The following is a 19,466-nucleotide window of genomic DNA, read 5'->3' as shown; positions in this document are numbered from 1 at the left end:
GACGCGGTGACCACCCCCGTCGGATCGATCAAGCTCGATCTGACAATCGACGGGTTGGGGCTCCCAGCTGAGGTTTTGGCGTCCGTCCACAAGGCCATCGAACCCACGCTGAAGAAGCTGAACCACGACCTCGACACCCTGCAACGCAAGCTGGCGGAGACGGGCCGCGCAGGCGAGCAGTCGGCGACCAAACAGGTGGTGGCGAACCGCGGCCTGGCGGAGGCGGTCGAGAAGGTCGGCCGGGAGCAGGAGAAGGCGGCAGCGAAAACCGCCGCGAGCTCTACGTTGTCGGTCCGATCGATCAACAACATCACGAAGGCGTTGGACAAGCAGACCGCGGCGCTGGCGGCGAACACCGCCGCCCGCGCAGCCAACGCTGCGGCACCCATCGGCGGGCCACCACCCCGCGGCGGCGGTGGTGGAGGCGGAGGTGGCCGTGGTGGAGGGTTCGGCGGTGGCGGGGGACTGGGCGGCTTCCTCACCGGCCCGGTAGGACTGAACGCGATCGCGCTCGGAGCGTCCGCGCTGCCCGCCGCGACCACCGCTGTCGTCAACCTCGTCGGAGCCGTCCAGCAGCTCGGCCAAGCCGGGCTCGTCGTCCCCGGCATCTTCGCGGGCATCGGCGCATCCGTCGCCACCAGCATCGTCGGCCTCCACGGCATGACGGACGCTGTCTCCGCGCTGTCGGAAGCCATGAAGACCGGAGACCCGAAGGACCTCGAGAAGGCCCAAGAGCTCCTGAAGGACATGGCGCCGGCCGCCGTCGACCTGGCGAAGTCGATCGCCACACTCAACAACGGGCCCCTGAAGGACCTGCGGAAGAACACTTCCCAACGGCTACTCGGCGGCGTCGCGAAGGAATTCGACGACTTCGCCACTAAGCAGCTTCCCCGTGTCGAAGCGGGGATGGGGAAGGTAGCCGACGCGCAGAACGGCGCCATCAAGGAACTGCTCCGGGTAGGGGGCAGCGACAGCACCGGCTCGTTCATCGACCGCATCTTCGGCAACACCGCCGAAGCTCAGACCCGGGCGAACAAAGCCATCGAACCGTTGGTGCACGGGTTCGGGACACTCGCCACCACTGGCACTAGCTTCCTGCCGCGCCTCGCGGACGGCGTCGGACGGCTGGCCACCCGCTTCGACACGTTCATCACCGCCGCCGACAAAGACGGCCGCCTCGCCAAGTGGATCGACGAAGGGTTCAAAGCCGCCGGGAACTTCGGTGAGTCGCTGCTCAACATCGGGAAGATCATCACCGACATCACCGGCGCGGCCGGCGGCGACGGTGGGTTCCTGAAGTGGTTGCGGGATGCCACCGGTGCGTTGCGGGCGCTCACCTCCAGTGACGAGGGCCAGGCGAAGCTCAAGAAGTTTTTCGAAGAGGGCCAGGCGAAGCTCGACGAGTGGCTGCCCGTCCTGAAGAACGCCGTCACGGTTGCCGGGGACGTCGTCCAAGGCTTCCAGCACTGGGGCGACATCATCCTCCCGATCATCGGCAACATCCTCAGCGCTTTGAACGCCCTGGGCGGCAACGGCGGCGGCGCGATCGGCGCAGTCGTCACCGGGTTCCTGGCCTTCAGGACGCTGTCACCGTTCGCGTCGCTGCTCGGGGACATCGGCAAGGTCAACACCGGGCTCGGTGGGCTGAGCGGCAAGCTCGGCGCACTGAAGAAGGCCGGCATCATCGGCGGTCTCGCCCTCGGCATCGACGGCGCATCCGACGCCGGGCAGAACGGCCTCAGCTGGAGCAACGCGGCCCAGTCCGCCGGCGGCGGCGCGATCGCAGGATTCGCGGTCGGAGGCCCCGTCGGAGCGCTCATCGGCGCCATCACCGGACTCACCGCCGCGGTGATCGCCGACCGTCTGCAACGCGAAGGCAAGGTGAAGGACGACGCCGCCAACGTCCAGAAGATCCTCGACGGACCCGACTCCCTTCCCGTCGGCGTCGGCAACTTCATCAACCCGCGCACCACAGCGCAGATCGAGCAGGACAAGAAGACCGCGCTCCGGGACTTCAACGCGCGCACCAACTCCTACACAGACCCGCTCACCGGCAAGACCACCCCGTTCGTCCCCAAGTCGAATCTCGAGCAGCAGGTCGACCTAGGCAACGATTCGCAGGCCAGCCAGTACGCCCGCCAGGCGCTCATCGAATCCGGGCAGACGACCGCCGCCGACCTGAACGATCGCATCGGCCGCGCGCGCGACACCTTGGACAAAGTGCGGAAGCTGGGCCCGGACGCCACGTCGGTGACCGCGTCGGGCGACTTCCAGATCAACGACCCCACCCCGGCGGTCCTGAAGAACGTCAAGGAGCTCGGTCTCGCGATCGAGAACCTGCCGGGCGGTCAGGTGGTCATCAAGGACAACAGCGACGAAATCTCCAACAACGTCGACCGCCTTAAGAAGGCCATCGCGAACATCCCCGGGTCGGCGAACATCGTTGTCCAGTACACGCTCAACGGTCAGCCGATCAGCCTCGACCAGCTCCGCACACCCATCCGAGTCGCGGCGACACCCGGCGGGACCGCACCCACGGTCGGGGGTGGCCGCGCCGCCGGCGGTGTCATCCCCGGCTACTCACCCGGCGTCGACAACGTTCTGTATCCGCTGTCCGGCGGCGAAGGCATCCTCATCCCGGAGGCGGTGCGCGCGTTGGGCGGCGCACCCGGCATCTACGCCATCAACTCGAGGTTCCGCGCCGGCCTGTCGCGGCAGGGGTACGCCGACGGCGGTGTGCACCTCGGCACCGGCGCCCCACCGGGGCCGCCCGACGACACCTCACAGATCGGCGTGCTGCTCCAGATTCGGGACCTGTTGGCCGGGAAGGGTGGCAGCAGCCCCCTGGTGGACACGGCACAGGCCGTCAGCTCCATCGCCGACGGCACCAAGACCACCGCGACCGGTACGCAGATGGGTCCGTTCGGGACACCGCTTAAGCGTCGCGGCGACCCCGCCTACGGTGCCGCGCGAGGTGCGTTGGAGGCGTTGGGTTTCGACGCCGAAACGATCATCGGAGCCGACCCGTCGCAGTACTTCGGCGCCGGCGGGCCCGGCGGCATCGCGGGAGCGGCGGGGATACCGGACCTCGGGAAGTACGCCGCGGCCCTGTCGACGTTCGCCAAGTCGGGCACCGTCTCCGACGTCACCGGGCTCGGCTTGGACGCCAACGACTCCGTCGTGAAGGCCATCGTCAACGCCCGCAACAAGAAGAAGGGCGGCCTGGACGATGCATCGATCGCCGGCCTGGTGAACCAGGTGCTCACCGGCGGTGGCTTCACCGGCACCCTGGACTCGACGAACACCCCGCTGGTGTCGGCGTTGCAGACGTTCAGCGAGAAGCTGCTGAAGGGCAAGGTGCCTGGTGCGCCGACGATCGCCAACGGCGGCCTCGCCGGGCCCGGTGCGCCCGGCGGCATCGACGCCGCGATCCTCGCTGGTATCCCAGCCGGTGTGTACACCAACGGGCCAGGCGACCTGAGCAAGGGGTTGGCCGACTGCTCGTCGGCGGTGGAGGATCTGGTCAACCGACTCAACGGCCAGCCCACCGCGGGGCGCACCGTCAGCACCGGAAACCTCGAGCAGTTCCTGCTCAGCCGTGGCTTCCAGGTCAACACGACCGGCGCGAACATCCCTGGCGCGCTGAACATTGGCATGAACGCCGGGCACACGCAGGCCACGCTGCCCGAGGGCACCAACTTCAACTGGGGTTCCGACGCGGCCGCCGCGGCGGCCGGTCTCAACGGCGACGGCGCGTTCGGCGCCGGGTTGACGAAGCAGTTCTACCGGATGGTCGACGGAGCTGTCCCCGGCGGTATCGCGGGCATGGCGCCGGGCGCCAGCATCGGCGCGGGCGGTGTGCAGTCGGTGTTCGTCACCAACTGGCCCGGCCAACCCGTCACCGGGGGCCCTGGCGGTCCTGGCGGGCTGCTGGGCGGGCCCGCGGGCCCCGGCGGTGCCACCAACTACGGCGGTAAGTCCGTCGTGGACGCAGCCACCCAAGGTGTCGCCGCCGCGGGAAGCGACGTCGCCGGATCCCTCGTCGACGCCATCCTGTCCGGCACCGACTTCAAGACCGGCACTCCCACCGGACCGGGCACCACCCTTGAGGGGCTGCTGAAGGAACGAAACCCTCTGGCCGCCGCGTCCGCGTTCGGATTCAACGTCCCGGACTACACCCGCCGCGGCGGTGAAGGCGCGGTGGAGGACGACCCGAACGCCCCGTCGTTCGACGCGAAGGGCCGGATGTTCTCCGACACCGGCACCCTCATCGACCGCACCATGACGGATCTGCAGACGCAGATGAAGGCACAGTTCGACCAGACGTTGGCGGTGTTCGACCAGATCAAGAACCGGCTCGGCGAGGACGTCCTGAAGCCGGTCGTGCAGAACGCGGTCGCCGACGGCATCAAGGGTCTCGGCGACTCGTTCACCTCGCAGATCGGCACACAGCTCGGGCAGACCGCGGGCCCGATCATCGCCAACGCGGTGAAGTCCGCAATCCCCGCCAGCACTGGCGCGCCCGCAGGCAACCTGGCCTCCGGTGGCGGGCAGTTCGTGTTGCCCCTGCCGCAGCTGTTCGCCGACGGCGGTGGCATCACTGGCGGAACTCCGGGCAAGGATTCAGTGCCCGCGTGGCTCATGCCGGGCGAGCACGTCTTCACCACCGCGGACGTCGCGCGCATGGGCGGCCAGGCCGGGGTGTACCAGTTCCGCAGGGCGCTCGCCGCCGGGCAAGTACAGGGCTTCGCCACCGGTGGCGGCGTCATCGGCAACGACACCGTCGGCGCCGACTTCTTCGGCGTCTCCCAGATCCCGATCATCGGCGCGATCGTCAACCTGCTCGTCAAGGTGTTGCTCAAGATGATCGGCGTCGACATCGAGGTCCGCGACACCCTCGACGAAATGTCGGACTCGGTGCGCCAATTCCGCGGCGACTTCCAGAAATTCGACGCCACCGGACGGCTGATCAACGACACCTCCGGACTCGTCGACCGCTCCAGCACGTCGGAGCAGGAAGCGGCCGACGAGCGGATCCGCATCCTGAAGAAGGTGATCGAGGGGATCATCAAGTTCATCATCGAGAAGGTGATCGTGCCGATCGGCAAGGCCATCGGCAACGCGCTGGTCCAGGCCGCCGGCACCGCGGCGTCGGGTGCGATCGCCGGTGCGGGTGGCGGCCCGGCCGGCGGCATCGTCGGCGCGGCGATCAGCAGCCTCGGCACCGCACTCGTCGACATCGGCGGGGACCTGTTCGTCAACTTCGCCAACGCGCTGGTGCCCGTCCTCATCGACGGCATCAGCGAGGGGCTGCAGTCGTTCTTCCCGCACCTGCTGACCACCATCTTCGGTGGCGGCCTGATGGAATCGTTGACCTCCCCGTTCACCGGGTTCCTCGACACCATCACGAACATCTTCGGTGGCGGGCTGGGCGGCATCTTCGGTGGACTGTTCGGCGGTCTGGCGTTCGACCAGGGCGGCGTCGCGCAGGGCGTCGGGTTGATGACGAAGGCGACGATCAAGCCGGAGCGTGTTCTGTCGCCGTCGAACACGGTGTCGTTCGACGAGCTGCCGGGCCGCCTCGACCGGCTCGCGTCGGCGCTGGAGAGCGGTGCGGCGGGCGGCGCCCGGATCGTGCAGGTCGGCGACCAGCATTTCCACGGGCAGCATGCCCCGGAGGATGCGGCGAACGAGCTGCTCTCGCTGCTGGGAGGTAGCTGATGGCCTACCGCGGATACCTGGCGTTGAACGAGGTGGAGTTCGCCAACAGTGCCCGCGTCGTCGCGCACCTTGGCGCCGAAACCCCCACCTCGGATGCGGGTTTCTTCGACACCTCCGACGGCAGCTACGCCCTCACGGTCGACGACCAGTGGGGTGCGGTCCCCGCGGATCCGGTTGGCCCCGACGCGGGTGCCTTGGGCTTCAATGTGGGTGCGGTCGTCGAGGCCCCGGAGTCGCCAGGGCTGTTCCTGACCGACTTCGAGGCGTGCGCACCCCTTGAGGGCTTCGATTACCCGGGGCTCGGCGCCCCGGTCGAGGGTCAGGTGGAAGTCTCGCCGGGGCTGTGGACGCCAGCGCCGGGCGCCCGACTCTTCGGACCAGGCATCTTCGTCCACGACCAGTGCTGGGGGTCCGCCGCGACGTGCGTGCCGTGCCGCGGCGTCGTGCCGTACGACGACTCCTGGGACGGGCAGCGAGAGTGGTTGCGCGACGCCGAGTACCGGCCGGAGCTTGCCCCCTGGTACGTCGCGGAGATCCCCGAATCGGCGGAGTTCGGCGGCGTCATGGTCACGAAGATCGACGGCCTGGACTCCACCCCGGTGGAACGCAGCATCAGCCAAGCCACCGGGGCGGGCGCGGTCGCGGGCCCGTCGCGCGACGCGTCGCGGACGGTGTCATTCGAGGCGCTGCTGGTGGCGTGCTCCAACGCGGGCGTGGAGTACGGCAAGCAGTGGCTAACAGGGCTCCTGCGTAAGACGTCCCGCACCAACGACACTCGACTGCGGTACCTGACGGCGTCCCCGGCCCGATCGGCGGCAGACCCCGACAGTCTGGTGAGGGAAGCGCACAACATCGTGCTGACCCGCGCGCCGGACGTCACCTCGAGGTACACCACCGGCGGCGGGCAGCACAACCACGGCAACGTGTTCGTCGTGTCGTGGGAGATGGTGATCCTGTCGCCGTACGCCTACATGCCGCAGGTCGACGTGAACGTGCAGTGGGATCAGATCACGCGCCAGCCGATCAACTGGATTCACGCCGCGGACTGCGCGAAACCCGAGACGTGCCTTGACATGCCGGTGATGTTCTCGGCGGATTGCCAACCGGAGACAGTCGAGCGGGTCGTGACGGCGCCACCGGTGTGCGGTGGCTGCCTGCCGGTCAACGCGATCGACAAGTACAGCTTCCGGATGCCGACGATGGAGTACGCGTTCCGCGGCCGGGAGACCGCGGTGACGCTGAAGATCAAGAACACTGGCGCCGCACCCCTGACGTTGCAGGCGTTCTGGAGGGTCTGCAACAGCGACATCCGCTGCGAGGACAACCGGTGGCCCCTGCAGGTGTCGGGGTTGCCCGCCGGCGCGGAGCTCCACCTCGACGGCATCACCGGCCGGTACAAGTGCTGGTACGACGAGATGTGGCGCAAACCGATGGGCATCGTCGGCACCCCGAACGGTGCGCCGTGGCGGCCCGCGGTGCTGGACCGGCAGACGTGCTGGGACTTCATCGTGCAATGCGCGTCCACCGCTGAGTTCACCGTCAGCATGTCGATGGCGGACCGCGAACCGTGATCGTCTCCGACACGCAGATCGTCACGTTGCGCACCAATCGTGGTGTGCAGCTGGACCAGTGGTTGCCGTCGAATCAGATGTCGTTGACGTGGACGCGGGAGCTGCGGGAGACGTCGCGGTGCGAGTTGCGGGTCATCAACGATGGGATCCGCCCGGACGACATCCGCCCGTGGATTCACTGGGTGGACGTGTTCGACGACCAGGGCCACGACTTGTTGTGGACGGGGCCGGTGACGTCGCGGTCGATCGGGCGGGAGCAGGTGAACGTCACCGCGATGGACTTGTCGGCGTTGGCGTCCCGCACCCGCACGCGGTTGACGAAGCGGTGGGACGCGACGGACCCGGCGGTCGTCGCGGGGGAGCATTACGTGCAGCTGATCGACCACCACGGGCTGAACACGAAGCCGATTGTGCGGAACGATCCGCTGGGGGACCGGTTCGACTTCTCGTCGAAAGCTGATGAGACGCAGACGGATGCGGTGATCAATCAGCTCGTCGATCTGGGCCTGTACTGGGCTGTCGTTAACGGTGTCCCCATTTTGGGGCCGTGGGACCGGGCGCCGATCGCCGCGCTCGGTGAAGACGACTTCATGGGCGGGTCGGGGATGACGCTCACCTGCGACGGCACCAACAGCTTCAACGACATCTTGCTCCGCGGCGCCGACAACCTCGCCCGCGCGATCGTCCCGATGGGCGGGTTGGCGTTGCAGCAGACCGTGACGATCGACGACATGTTCGGGGTGTCCAACACCGACAAGGCAGTCAAGCAGTACGCCCGGTACGCCGGGTCGATGCGCGACACCATCGCGATGCCCCAAGGCGCGGTGCTGCATCCGGACGCCCCACTGACGATCGAGCAGCTGATCCCGTCTGCCCGTCTGACCGTCACGGCGTACGACATGACGTTCCTGATGGAGGTCTCGCAGGTCGAGGTGAGCTCCGGTGGTGGCGGCAGCGGCAGCCAGGTCGCCGTCACCTTGTCGGCGGTTGACGACGATCTGCCGGAGCTGGTGGAGTTGCGTGACCGGGGGTCGATTCGATGACCGCGCGCCGCATCATCAAACCGCCGGCCGCCACCGGGGCGGAGAAGATCCGCGAGTTCGAGCAGCGGATCAAGCAGCTCGAAACGAAGCAGTCAGTGCGTATCGGTGAGCACGTTCTCACCGAGGTCGACGGCCGCCCCGTGCTGATCAAGCCGGGCGCCCAGTTGGACGTCGGGACCACCCCGGCGGAAGTCATCGACCTGGCGTCGGTCCGCGGGTTCGTCACCGACTCCCAAGTTGCACAGGCGGTGTCAGGCGGGAAGACCAACAGCCTCAGTTCCGCCACCGGCGTTCAGGTGCAGAAAGACGTGGCGACTGCCAACGCGCAGTACGTCGCGGACAACGCCAACGCCAAGGCCGCCGAGCTGGAGGCGCGGCTCAACGCCGGCGACACCGGCTACTTCTTCAACGACAGTTTCGACGGCGACTACAGCGTCGAGAAGAACCTCGGCCCCGACTACGTCCGCACCACCGAGGGCGCCGGCGGCGGCGACTACCTCTCCAACGGCACCGGCGTGGCCGGCCAGACCGCGCTCGGTGGGCCGTTCACTCAAACCTGGACCGACCGGCACGTCAATCCGACGTTCACCAACAGCCAGACCGTCAGCTCCACCCTCAACGGGGTGCCCAACGGCTCCGGCGGCTCGGGCACCTACAACGCCCGACACACCCTGATCGCGCAGGGAAACGAGGCGTTCACCGACCGGGTCGAGCTGCAGGTCGAGCGGAATCTGCTGATGCTTGGCTACAAGCTCAACAACGTCTGGACCGAGATCGCTCGTCGAGACATCGGCATGGCCGACGGCGACCGCTTCGACCTGCTGGTCATCGCTGCGCAGCGCCGATTCGTCCCGCTCCGCAACGGCCTGACTGTGGGCATGGAGTGGGAAGACATCGGCGCCGTCTACCCCATGGACGCCAACCACCGGTTCGGCGGCATGGCCAACATGGCCGGCACCATCGTCTTCAACTTCTGGTTCACCACGCAGACACTCGCGCCGATGGTGCAGTCCTTTAACTTCGCCGACAAGAACATCTAGGAGACCCCCGTGCCCAGCGCAGACATGACCACCACCGTGGACTTCTGGCCCCTCCGAACCCGCGCCGAAATGTGCTCGGCCATGTGGGAAATCGTCGACAGCCCATTCAACGCCGCGGCGTCAATCGTCAACGGATTCGACTCCGGCGGCGCGGTGGTGTCGCAGCTTCAGGTGATGACCGCCGGCCAGATCGTGATCCCCCACGACACCGCCTCGATGGGTGACGTGGTCGTCGTCCGGTCGGCCGCCGGATGGGAGACCATGACTGTGAGTGCGGCGCTGGCCCGCGGCTTGCCTATCGACGACATGCCAGAAACGTAGGCTCCGCGGCATGGCGGTGCAGGACTGGACGGAGCCCAACGTCTGCGTCGACGAGAACATCGGCGTCGACAGCGCGGGCCTGCTGGTCATTCAACCGTTCGCGGTGCCACGGGTGGTGGCGGACGTGAAGACGTTGGGCACCGGGGACACCGCGCAGACCCTGTTCCCGGAGACCGCGTTGCCGGGGCGGATGCTGAAGGACCAGAAGGTGGGGTGGCGCAACGAAACGCCGCTGCCCACGATGGTCATGATCCGCGTCATTCGGGCGTCGAAGGCGTGGATCACCAGCAATCCGAACGCGATTCAATTCCGCGACCGATGGACCTACACCATCGACGAGGACGACGTCACCCCCGAGTTGCCGATCACCACCGGCATCTACAACTCACAGACCGGCAGCGCGATCGACCTGGGCACCAACACCGTCGCCGAACCCAACCCGGGCGTGCAGTACGCGTGGATGGACGGAAACGCCCAAGACGAATGGGTCGGCCCAATCGCCCCGGGGGAGAAGCTCAACGTCTGGTACCGCGAGTACGTCTGGACCCCACCACCGTTCTCCGACAACGCGAACAAGAACAAACCCCTCCACAAGGTGCAGTCCCCGTTCACACGAATCATGCTGTGGGCGTTCCCCGCACAGGGGACGTTGGTGGCCGGATGACCGTCAAAATCTGCACCTCAGAAAACATGCTGGCCACTGTCAACGGTCTCGGCATGGCGCGGCACTGGTACCCACGGATCGTCGCAGAAGCGTTCCTCGAGTCCACCAAGGACGGCGAAATTCAGCGCGCCCCCGACCCGGTCACGATGATCGACGGCGATCTGACGTGGTTCAACAACACCCGCGACCCGCAAGCCATCATCGTGCAGGTGCTGCGAGCCCCGCGGTCGGTGGTGGTGCAGTCACCCAACACCGTCGTCATCCACGACGCGTGGTCGTTCGCGAAGGGCACCAGCCCGCAGGCCGACTTCCCGTCGGTCATCCAGAACACAATGGGTGGTCGGATGCAGGTGGACCGGCCGTCGGCGGCCGCCGCGGACCTGCAGTATGCCCGTCTGTTCTTCGACACCGACAGCGCACAGTCGTGGGTCGACGTCGGCGTCATCGACCCGGGTGACTCGCTGCACTTCCGGTACCTCGCGGCCGTCCAAACCCCGGGGGTGTGGACGACGGCGTCGGAGTTCGAGCCGCGGTGGGAAGCGCAGGCGCGGTGGACACGCCTGTTGGCGTTCGCGACACCGGCAGCGGGGGTGTGACGAGGTGACATTTCAGGAGCACTTCCGCGTCGTCGGGGATGCGGTGGGCCCGCAACCGTGGATGCAGCTGCGCGGTGTCAAGACCGCGTCCACGCCGTCGGTCGCGAAGTCGTACGACGCGTCGGACGGTCGGGCGAAGAACGACCTGGTGCAGACCGTCGTCGCGGACTGGGAGAACGATTCGCCTGTGCCGCAGTGGGTGTACGGCATGGTGACCCGTGGTGGGGCTCAGGTGGCGTTGCAAACCCGCTCGCGAGCGTATCTGCGAACCAGTCACGGCGTGAAGGTCGGCGCCGGCACCATCCAAATGGTGGATGTGTCGCGCTTCGGGACCGGCGCGGACATCGGCAAGGGCGGCCTGCTGGCGATCTCGTCGGCATACGCGGTGGCGGAGCTGCGACAGAACTCGCAGACGATGCCACTGATGCCGCAGCAGACCGGGATGTTCCTGGTGCCGCCAGGGGAGACGATCACCGCGCGGGTAGAGGTGCGGTTCGTCTCGGAGTTCTGGGAGTCGGGGAACATCGACGGCGGCGACACCGGCACGGAGGCAAAGTTCACCTCCGGTGACACCCGACTCGACCTGTTCGCGCTCCCGTCAGTGACCACCCCACCGCCACGGGTAATTCCATCGATCGTGGGCGGCCCGGGCAATGTGTCCCAGGACGTGTCCTGGAACAACGGTTTGAACGGGCCATCGGGTGCCACGACGACGTTGGCGACGCCCGCAGGGTTGGAGGCCGGCGACGTCCTGTTGGCCATCACGGCGAACCAGTGGGGACTATGCGAGGACATCAACCCCTACGAAGGCGGGTGGGCGCTGGCGCACCAACGCAACGAAGGCCTCTTTGGGTTGGGCGACGTGCACATGCGGATCTGGGCGCGCACCGTCACCGACCCCCTGACCGAACCGGCCCAGTACCAGTTCACCAACAACGCGTTTCCCGCGGAGGCCATCGGGGTGCTGCTCGCGCTGCGGGGGACGGACCCGTATGACGGTGGCAACGGGTCGAATTGGTTCATCGGGTCGAACCTGTCTCGGTTCCAACTGGTGGAGGAGCAGGTCGCGCCGAGTGTGGAGCGGCAGGGTCAGTTCCTGCTGGCGGTGTCGTACTTCAACCATTCGCCGACGCAGGCGTCGATCAACCAGGCGCCACCGGTTGGGATGACCGAGCTGGTGGACATCCCGGGGTTGGCGTCCACGATGGCCATAGCGTTCCTGGCCAATCCGCCGTTCCCGTCGTTTGACCGCCGGTTCACCCCGTCGGAGATCCCGATCTTCTTCGGCCATTCGATCGCCGCGAGCATCGTGGTCCCCGGCCTGCAGCAGTTCTAGCGGCACCCCGTCTGGCTAGCCTGCTGTCGTGGCCGGCCCGTTTAGCATCTTCATCGATCTGAATGCAGATCCCGGTGAGCGTTTCGCGCCCGAGGTGCGGGAGGAGATCGCGGAGGTCGCGCCGTCGACCGTGACGAATGGGTCGATCAGCACGGCGAAGCTGGCCGAGGACGCGGTCACGATGTCGAAGATCGCACTGGCCGCTGTCGGCAGCGAGCAGCTCGACGCCGGCGCTGTCGACACCCTCGCCTTGGGCGCGGAATCCGTCACCACGTCGAAGCTTGCCGCTGACGCCGTCACCCCACCGAAGTGCGGGACAGGTGTCGTCACCGCAGTCGACAACGACGGCAACGCGATCGAGTGGACCGAGTGGTACGGCACCGCCGCGCAATTCGCCGCCATCGCGGTCAAGGACCCGAACGTCGTCTACAACGTGACCGCCTGATGCCCGAACGGTTCCGCGGATCCGTCCCGATCGTCGGCCGCTACCGCGGCTCGGTCCCAATCCTCAACCGGTACAGGGGCAACACGCTCATCTGGTCATCCAGCGGCGGGAAGCGCGACGACTTCACCCGAGTGGACGCCGACGGCTACCCGATCGACACGCTCAACACGCTAGGCCCCGACTGGACCGATCACGGCCCCGCGACGGACTACAAGATCGGCGTCGAGGACGGCCGCGCCCGCGTCAGCGTGCCCGACGGCCAACTCGGCGGGTTCTGGTCGCTCCGCACCAGCTGCTACCGGTACAACAAAGCGAAGAACTCCACCGACGACGGATTCGTGGAGTGCCGCTTCGCCACTCAGGGCGACTCGGCCAGCCTCACCAGCCTCGGCGGGTACCACACGCAGGTCATGGGCCGCGGCCGAGATGACAACGCCAACAACGGCTGCGGCATCCAGGCCGCCGGCGGTCACCTGTGGATCAGCACAGTGGTGAACGGGTCGCCGGGCAACCAGCGTCGCGACTGCGGCACCTTCCAGGCCGGTGACGTCGCGCGCCTAGTCTTCACCGGCAACGTTCACACGATGTACGTGAACGGTGAGCAGCGCGGCACCCCATGGGTGCGTTCCGGTGACGGTGACTATCTGATGGGCAACGGCTTCCGGTCGCTGTGGATCGCCGAGAACGGCGCGAAGGACCTGCTTGGGCCGCGCCGGTTCAGCCCCGCGCTGGACTACGTCGCGATGGGCTGACCAATGCCACTGTGGGAACCGCCACCCGGGTATGACGATCTGCTGGGGGACTGCGACCAGAATCGCGGGTTCACGGTGATGATGGTGGGCGGCGTCGGGGAGGTGCGGATGCGCAGGCCGGGCCCGGACGCGCTGGGCGACCTGGCGATGGGCAACAACCCGAAGGCCACACCGGAACAGCGGTCGTATCACTCGAACCGGTTCGTCCAGCAGCACCTCGACGACGGGGAGCTCGAGCGGATCCTGACGGGCATGGTGGACGGTGAGCTGCCGCCGGACAGCGTGTTCCGGGTGGGCCGCGTCTTGGCGACGTGGGGGACGGCCCGCCCGTACGGCGCGGTCGTCGCCCTGGCGGTGCTCGCCGGGAGGCATTGGCGTCCTGTGCGCGCGCTGTTGCTGGACAAGGGCGTTGGCAACCCCATGGGGTTGCCGTCGATGCACTCGATCTTGGACGTTGCGGAGCAGGCGGCGTTGGACTCGTTCTCCAGCGATGAACCGCAGCAGGATCGGTTGCAGCGCGACGAATTCACGTCGTCGCTGTACAAGCCCGATCAACCTGACCCGGTCAAAGGTGAGCGGCCGGCTGTGGTGGTGCCGGAGGGCTTCGACGACGAGAACAGCTCGGCGTCGTTCGACGCGTTCGCCCGGGCGGTTCGCTGACGGGGGCTGCACGCTGCGTCGCTAACTTCGCCGCCATGGTGGACGTCCGCAGACCTCACGCGGCCGTCCCCTACACACCCGTCGGTGCCAGTGGCGGCGGCGGGATCGTCGAGGAACCGCCGGGTTCCGGCCTGTACACCGTGCCCGACGACGACGGCGAGGACTGACCCGTGGCCAAGTATCTGGTGTCGATCGACTCGACCGAAGACCCCGGCGAACGGCTACCCACCGCAGTTCGCGACGAAATCGTCTCCGTATTGGGCTCTGATGGCGCAGCGGTGCGCGAAGCCATCGGGGCGGGGACCGCTTCCACGAAAGCCGATGTCGGGTTGGGCAACGTCAACAACACGGCAGACGCGAACAAGCCAGTGTCAGCCGCCCAGGCGGCAGCTGACGCGGCAGTGGCGGCCGCGGCTGCGCTGTCGGTCAAGTCTGGTCAGCCGTGGTGGGATTCGGTATTCGCAGCACCCGCCGCAGACGACACTCCGACGGTGACGGTGGCGACGACCGGTGCCATCACTGGCGGGACTGCCGTCACACCAACCCCGGACTACAACGGCGACACACACTTCCGCTACGACGGCTGCCTAGACGTGTCCTCGCCAGGCGCCGGATTGGTTGCCGCTGTGCAGCCGTCGGCGGTCGGCGCCACGTACGCGTTGGTGCCGGAGTTCGTGACGTCTGCGGGGTGCGACAAGGTCGACATCGCCGTGAAGACCAACTCCGCTGGCGTGACGATGGGGCTTCGCATCACCGTCAACGGCCGCTGGTTGACGCTGCCGCTGCAGTGGTTCACCACGACCGCCAACACCGTCCACTACGTACGTCTGACGTTCCCCACCGCCAAGGCCAGGTCGATCCGAATCGAGACGGTAAACACCGCCAGCTTCGGCGGCGTCGTGGTGCCGGCGGGCGAAACCTGCACTCGCCCTGCTTTAGACGTCCGCAAGCGGCTGCTCATCCTCGCCGACTCGTACGGCAAGGGCGCCAACGCGAACTCGACGACCGACCCGGCCACGAACGGTTGTTCGCAGTTCGAGACGTTCCCCAACCACGTCGCCAAGCTCCTGGGCTGCGACTCGGTCATCAACCTCGCCATCGGCGGCACAGGATGGACAACTGACGGCGGCGGGAAGTCCGTATTCGGGGCCCGGATCGCCGACATCTTGGCCGCGTCCCCGCACATCGTCCTCGTCGCAGGGTCACGCAACGACAGCACCGCGACCAGCTCTCAGGTATTCGCAGCGGCACGCGACGCCCTCGCGCAGCTCGCCGACGTTCCGATCGTCGAGGTGTGCGGACCGGAGGACGACGGCACCGTCTCCGGGACCTCGCTTGCCGTCCTCAACGAAGCGGTCAAGCAGGCTGCGCGCGTGGCCGGGCGGCGGTTCAACGACGTGCTTGGTGTGGTCACCGCGCCGGACAAGAACAGCGCGGACAACGTCCACCCGTCGGTGCTGGGCGCGCAGAAACTAGCGAAGGCGTTCTACGCCTCTCTTGATCGGCCGCGGATCGATGAGATGGTCGCCGCCGCGGTGGGTGGGCGCTCTTCCACCGACCTCACGTTGTCCGTATCGCCGTCGTCTTCTGCGAACGTCGGTGCGACCGTGACATTGACCGCGACGCAGTCTGTTCAGCGCGCCGGAAAGGTTGCGTTCTACGCCAACAACGTGCTCATCGGGACGCAAACGGTTGCGTCGGGGGTCGCCACTCAGACCACTTCGTCGCTTGCGACCGGCGCCTACACATTCACGGCCAGGTTCTTGCCGTCCAACCCGATCCTCGTCAAGTCGGTCACCTCCAATGCGGTCGGCTACACCATCTCCGCCAACCTTGGATTCGTCGACCACTTCGCCACCGACGGGCCGTTGACCGCAACGGAGAACGGCAAGGCGTACACGGCATTCGGCTCGATAACTGGCGCCGCCTCGGGTGGGGTCGCGTCGATCACGACGACGTCTGGCACCGCCTACTTAGCCCCCGACGCGGGTACTCCGAACGGCACCGGTTCGGTGAAGCTGGGGGGCACGCTGACCGGGGTGTCAATCCCGCTGCGTCTGGTGAACCAAACGAACCTGCTTCGCCTGCAGGTGGTTTCAAGTCAGATTGTGTTGCAGCAGGTCGTGGCCAATGCGAGCTCGGTCGTGGCCACTGGCACTGGCGGGGCGTGGGCGTCGGGCGACACCATCAGTTGGGTGCTGAACGGCGACACCATCACCATCAGGAAGAACGGGGTCGACGTGCCCGGCCTGACGGCGATCACGACCTCTCAATTCAACACCGCCACCCGTCACGGAATCGGTGGCACCGCGTCGGCCAGCGGCGTGACATTCGACGACCTGACGTTCGTCGCTGCTTAGCTAGGCGCTGGCTGGAGCTGCGCTGCAATGAGCGGCGCGATCTTCTCGGCCATGTAGGCGTGTCCGTCGTCGGTGGGGTGAATGCCGTCCTTGCCGATCAGTTGGGGCTGGCCGACGAACCAACCCTGAGCAATCGGGTCGTAGAACGTCGCCCCGATGGCAGCGGCCTGGTCTCTCACGATGTCGCGGACCTGCAATACCTGCGGCGTCGGCGAACCATCCACCCATGCCGGTCCGATGACCAACACCTTGGCCGAGGGGGCGCCAGCCTTCACGTCGGCCAAGGTGCTTTGTACCGACTCCGTCAACTCGGGTGGCGCCACGTCGCTGTCGTTGCGCGACCCAAAGACCACCACCAGTTTGTCATCCGGATGCACGACCTTCTTCACTTGGTCGTCGAACACTCCGCCCTTTGAGTTGCCCGGGTGCCGGTACCCCGATCCGCCCTCCGCGCCCACCGTGGTCTGAACATCGACGCCTTGCGCACGTAACGTTTTCGCGGCGAGATCAGGCCACCCCTGTGGACCTTTCCCGCCCAGGGAGGAGCCGCTGGTGTACGAGTCGCCGATGATCGCCACACTGATACCAGACGGTCCGCTGGTCTCTGGCGCCGTGTATTTCGACTCGTAGGGTGGCGGCTCCTTGCTGCACGCGGCAAGGAGCAAGACAATTGCCAGAAGAGCAGCCCACAGGCGCATGATGAATCCCCCTTGGCGCATCAGGTTACAGCTCACGGCCACACCCGCCTCATCGACGGTCAAAAGACGCCGGCCGCCCGAAATGACTCACCCATCACCGGCGAGATCTTCAGCCCGTAGGCCGGCAGAATGTGCGAGCGGTCCAACTTGGTCGGTGTCGTCTCCACGAAGCTTGGGCACAGTCGTTCGCTGCTGCAGAACCACGGTCGGGAGTCGATCCACACTCCGCCGAGCGTGCTGGCGAGCTGCTGTTCGGCGTCGGCCATGTCGTTCCACGTGGGGGTCACCTTGCCGATGCAGTCGGCTGGTGTGTTGCCGCGCTTTCCGTAGCAGTCGGTGATGAGGACGTCGCCTGGCGGAGGTGATAGGAACACGATCTTTTTGGTGCTCGGACGGATCTGCTCGACGATGAGACTCATCGACTTGGACCATTCGCCCGGCGTCATCTCGCGATCGCTGCCCACGCGCTGCTTGTTCACGTAGTTGTTCGAGATGATGACCACGTCGGGCTTGGTGCGGTTGATGTAGTCGATTGCTTGCTGCTTCCGGCCTGGGCAAGCGTTCATGTACGACTCGTCGTCGGTGGTGATGAGGTCGTTCAGAAAGTTGCACCCGGGCATCGCTTCGGTGTGAACCTGAAGCTGGCCGTTGGACGCTAGCGCGATCTCGCGGAGTGGCTGCACGTAGTACGCGGCCACCGAGTTGCCCACCACGACGATGCGTGTGGCCGCCGTAGGCGAACCCCATGTGCAATCGGACTGCAGCACCGTCCCGCTGCACCCGGGAATGCCCGGATCTGAGACAGCCTGGTCGTTGATGATCGACTCGATGGTCGGGTTGAGGGCCGGCCAGTCGTCGGCCTGCAGTGCCGCGACGATCTGGGTTTGCAACGCGGAGGCGAGAGGCCCGAGCGGCACTCCCTGCGCCGACTGATTGAGCCCGGCGGGTGACGCGGCAGCGACGCGTGGCGGGATGGCGTGGCGGTAGGCCTCTGGCCGTTCCATGTACGCCACGGACGCGACCACCAGCAGGGTCAGGGCTCCGATCGCTGCGTATCCGGTGCTGCGCTGGGGATGGAAGCGGCGACGCTTCAGGTCATGCCAGATGGTCCGGGCCTTGTCCGAGTCAGCGTGTCGCAGAGGATTTTCGACGAAGTGATAGGACCCGATCGCGAGCGCGGACGAGAGGGTGACGGCGGCGAAGTAGAAGTACCAGCTGTCGTCCATGATCGCGCCGAGCAGCACGATAACCGGCCAGTGAACCAGGTACAGCGAGTAGGAAATGTCGCCGATGTAGCAGCTGACCGGGTTGCGTAGGAATCCTTGGAAGCGTGGCTCGCCGCCGACGCCGGCGGCGATCACCAGGGAGGCTCCGGCGACGGGCAGCAGGGCCCACGGGGCGGGGAAACCGCTCGAGGTGTCACCGATGAGGAACATGCTGGCCGCTATCAGCAGGAGTCCGCCCCACGACAGCACCGGGCGTAGCGCTCGGGGGATACGGGTCAGCAGCCCGATGGCAGTAGCGAGTAGTGCGCCGACCCCTAGCTCCCACACCCGGGCGAAGGTGTTGAAGTACGCCCACGTCGGCGCCGTCGTCGTCTCGTACAGGGCCCACGCCAGAGACGCGGCGACGATGACACCCATGACGCCGCCAGCCAGCTGCATCCGATGGGTATGCGTCCAACCCTTGCGGATGACCAGAACACTGATGATGAAGATGAGCGCCGGCCAGACGAGGTAGAACTGCTCCTCGATCGACAGCGACCAGTAGTGCTGGATGGGGGAGACCGTGTCTGCGACGGTGTTGAAGTAGTCGGTGCCCTGGGCGGCGAAATGCCAGTTCGCGGCGAAGACGAACGCGAACAGCGCGTCGATGCCGACCTGCCGGGACCGGAAGGGCAGGAACAGCAACGTGGCCGCGAGGAACGTGACAACGAGGACGACGGTTGCGGCCGGCACGATCCTGCGGGCCCGGTTCCAGTAGAACCTCGTGAATGAGACCGTCCCGGTGGTGTCAGCGGTCCGCAGCAGGTTGCCGGTGATAAGGAAGCCGGAGATGACAAAGAAGACATCGACGCCGACGAATCCGCCGCTGGGCCACCCCCAGAGGTGGTTCGCGAAGACTGTCAGCACAGCGACCATTCGCAGGCCCTGAACGTCGAGACGTTTGTGGTCGGCGTCCGCGTTCCTATACCGCCGGCGCGAATACCTTTTGTACCGATCCAAGATTGTCATCGAGCGCGGCCCCCCAACCGGTCCA

General features: G+C 66.8%; 15 protein-coding genes. 13 read left to right on the top strand and 2 right to left on the bottom strand.

Annotated features, from left to right (window positions below; all coding sequences use genetic code 11):
- Positions 1–6 precede the first annotated feature (6 nt).
- From H7K45_RS27840 to H7K45_RS27780, 13 genes are read left to right on the top strand one after another with little or no spacing between them, the layout of a single operon-like run.
- Positions 7–5,721, top strand: coding sequence for a hypothetical protein (locus H7K45_RS27840; RefSeq protein ID WP_263999391.1), 5,715 nt, complete (start codon positions 7–9; stop codon positions 5,719–5,721).
- Positions 5,721–7,292 carry a hypothetical protein gene (locus H7K45_RS27835; protein ID WP_263999390.1) on the top strand — a complete coding sequence of 524 codons (1,572 nt, stop codon included), beginning with the start codon at positions 5,721–5,723 and terminating at the stop codon, positions 7,290–7,292. Before H7K45_RS27840 ends, H7K45_RS27835 begins: the two co-directional genes overlap by 1 nt.
- Complete coding sequence (locus H7K45_RS27830; RefSeq protein WP_263999389.1) at positions 7,289–8,335, top strand: hypothetical protein; 1,047 nt, start codon at positions 7,289–7,291, stop codon at positions 8,333–8,335. Before H7K45_RS27835 ends, H7K45_RS27830 begins: the two co-directional genes overlap by 4 nt.
- Positions 8,332–9,375, top strand: coding sequence for a hypothetical protein (locus tag H7K45_RS27825; RefSeq protein ID WP_263999388.1), 1,044 nt, complete (start codon positions 8,332–8,334; stop codon positions 9,373–9,375). The genes H7K45_RS27830 and H7K45_RS27825 overlap by 4 nt, the downstream gene beginning before the upstream one ends.
- 9 nt (positions 9,376–9,384) lie before the next feature.
- On the top strand, positions 9,385–9,696 hold the full coding sequence (locus tag H7K45_RS27820) for a hypothetical protein (protein ID WP_263999387.1): 312 nt from the start codon (positions 9,385–9,387) through the stop codon (positions 9,694–9,696).
- A 10-nt stretch (positions 9,697–9,706) separates the two neighbouring features.
- Positions 9,707–10,360 carry a DUF7172 family protein gene (locus tag H7K45_RS27815; protein WP_263999386.1) on the top strand — a complete coding sequence of 218 codons (654 nt, stop codon included), beginning with the start codon at positions 9,707–9,709 and terminating at the stop codon, positions 10,358–10,360.
- Positions 10,357–10,956 (top strand): DUF7172 family protein, encoded by a 600-nt coding sequence (locus tag H7K45_RS27810; protein ID WP_263999385.1) that lies wholly within the window; start codon positions 10,357–10,359, stop codon positions 10,954–10,956. The genes H7K45_RS27815 and H7K45_RS27810 overlap by 4 nt, the downstream gene beginning before the upstream one ends.
- A 4-nt stretch (positions 10,957–10,960) precedes the next feature.
- On the top strand, positions 10,961–12,292 hold the full coding sequence (locus H7K45_RS27805) for a DUF7172 family protein (RefSeq protein WP_263999384.1): 1,332 nt from the start codon (positions 10,961–10,963) through the stop codon (positions 12,290–12,292).
- A gap of 28 nt (positions 12,293–12,320) precedes the next feature.
- Positions 12,321–12,737, top strand: coding sequence for a phage upper tail fiber protein (locus tag H7K45_RS27800; RefSeq protein WP_263999383.1), 417 nt, complete (start codon positions 12,321–12,323; stop codon positions 12,735–12,737).
- On the top strand, positions 12,737–13,489 hold the full coding sequence (locus tag H7K45_RS27795) for a hypothetical protein (RefSeq protein ID WP_263999382.1): 753 nt from the start codon (positions 12,737–12,739) through the stop codon (positions 13,487–13,489). Before H7K45_RS27800 ends, H7K45_RS27795 begins: the two co-directional genes overlap by 1 nt.
- Before the next feature lie 3 nt (positions 13,490–13,492).
- The gene (locus tag H7K45_RS27790; protein ID WP_263999381.1) at positions 13,493–14,149 is read left to right on the top strand and encodes a DUF7240 domain-containing protein; all 657 of its coding nucleotides are present in this window, start codon (positions 13,493–13,495) and stop codon (positions 14,147–14,149) included.
- Positions 14,150–14,184: 35 nt separating this feature from the next.
- Positions 14,185–14,316 carry a hypothetical protein gene (locus H7K45_RS27785; RefSeq protein ID WP_263999380.1) on the top strand — a complete coding sequence of 44 codons (132 nt, stop codon included), beginning with the start codon at positions 14,185–14,187 and terminating at the stop codon, positions 14,314–14,316.
- Between the two features lie 3 nt (positions 14,317–14,319).
- Positions 14,320–16,509, top strand: a complete 2,190-nt coding sequence (locus H7K45_RS27780) for a GDSL-type esterase/lipase family protein (protein ID WP_263999379.1) — start codon at positions 14,320–14,322, stop codon at positions 16,507–16,509.
- Here H7K45_RS27780 and H7K45_RS27775 read toward each other — a convergent pair.
- Entirely contained in the window at positions 16,506–17,243 is a 738-nt protein-coding gene (locus H7K45_RS27775; protein ID WP_263999378.1) for an SGNH/GDSL hydrolase family protein, read from the bottom strand. The two genes, H7K45_RS27780 and H7K45_RS27775, sit on opposite strands and share 4 nt — an antisense overlap.
- 23 nt (positions 17,244–17,266) lie before the next feature.
- Positions 17,267–19,441 (bottom strand): acyltransferase family protein, encoded by a 2,175-nt coding sequence (locus H7K45_RS27770; RefSeq protein WP_263999377.1) that lies wholly within the window; start codon positions 19,439–19,441, stop codon positions 17,267–17,269.
- Positions 19,442–19,466: the final 25 nt, after the last annotated feature.

Origin of the sequence: Mycobacterium yunnanensis, from assembly GCF_025823185.1 — a bacterium.
Classification (GTDB): domain Bacteria; phylum Actinomycetota; class Actinomycetes; order Mycobacteriales; family Mycobacteriaceae; genus Mycobacterium; species Mycobacterium yunnanensis.
The sequence above is the reverse complement of the archived record's forward strand: the minus strand, read 5'-3'. Positions and strand labels throughout refer to the sequence as shown.

Bases quoted from the DNA above. Each gene is read 5' to 3' on its own strand.
- H7K45_RS27835 (WP_263999390.1), top strand. From the start codon at position 5,721: ATGGCCTACCGCGGATACCTGGCGTTGAACGAGGTGGAGTTCGCCAAC.
- H7K45_RS27825 (WP_263999388.1), top strand. From the start codon at position 8,332: ATGACCGCGCGCCGCATCATCAAACCGCCGGCCGCCACCGGGGCGGAG.
- H7K45_RS27815 (WP_263999386.1), top strand. From the start codon at position 9,707: ATGGCGGTGCAGGACTGGACGGAGCCCAACGTCTGCGTCGACGAGAAC.
- H7K45_RS27810 (WP_263999385.1), top strand. From the start codon at position 10,357: ATGACCGTCAAAATCTGCACCTCAGAAAACATGCTGGCCACTGTCAAC.
- H7K45_RS27795 (WP_263999382.1), top strand. From the start codon at position 12,737: ATGCCCGAACGGTTCCGCGGATCCGTCCCGATCGTCGGCCGCTACCGC.
- H7K45_RS27790 (WP_263999381.1), top strand. From the start codon at position 13,493: ATGCCACTGTGGGAACCGCCACCCGGGTATGACGATCTGCTGGGGGAC.
- H7K45_RS27785 (WP_263999380.1), top strand. From the start codon at position 14,185: ATGGTGGACGTCCGCAGACCTCACGCGGCCGTCCCCTACACACCCGTC.
- H7K45_RS27770 (WP_263999377.1), bottom strand. From the start codon at position 19,441: ATGACAATCTTGGATCGGTACAAAAGGTATTCGCGCCGGCGGTATAGG.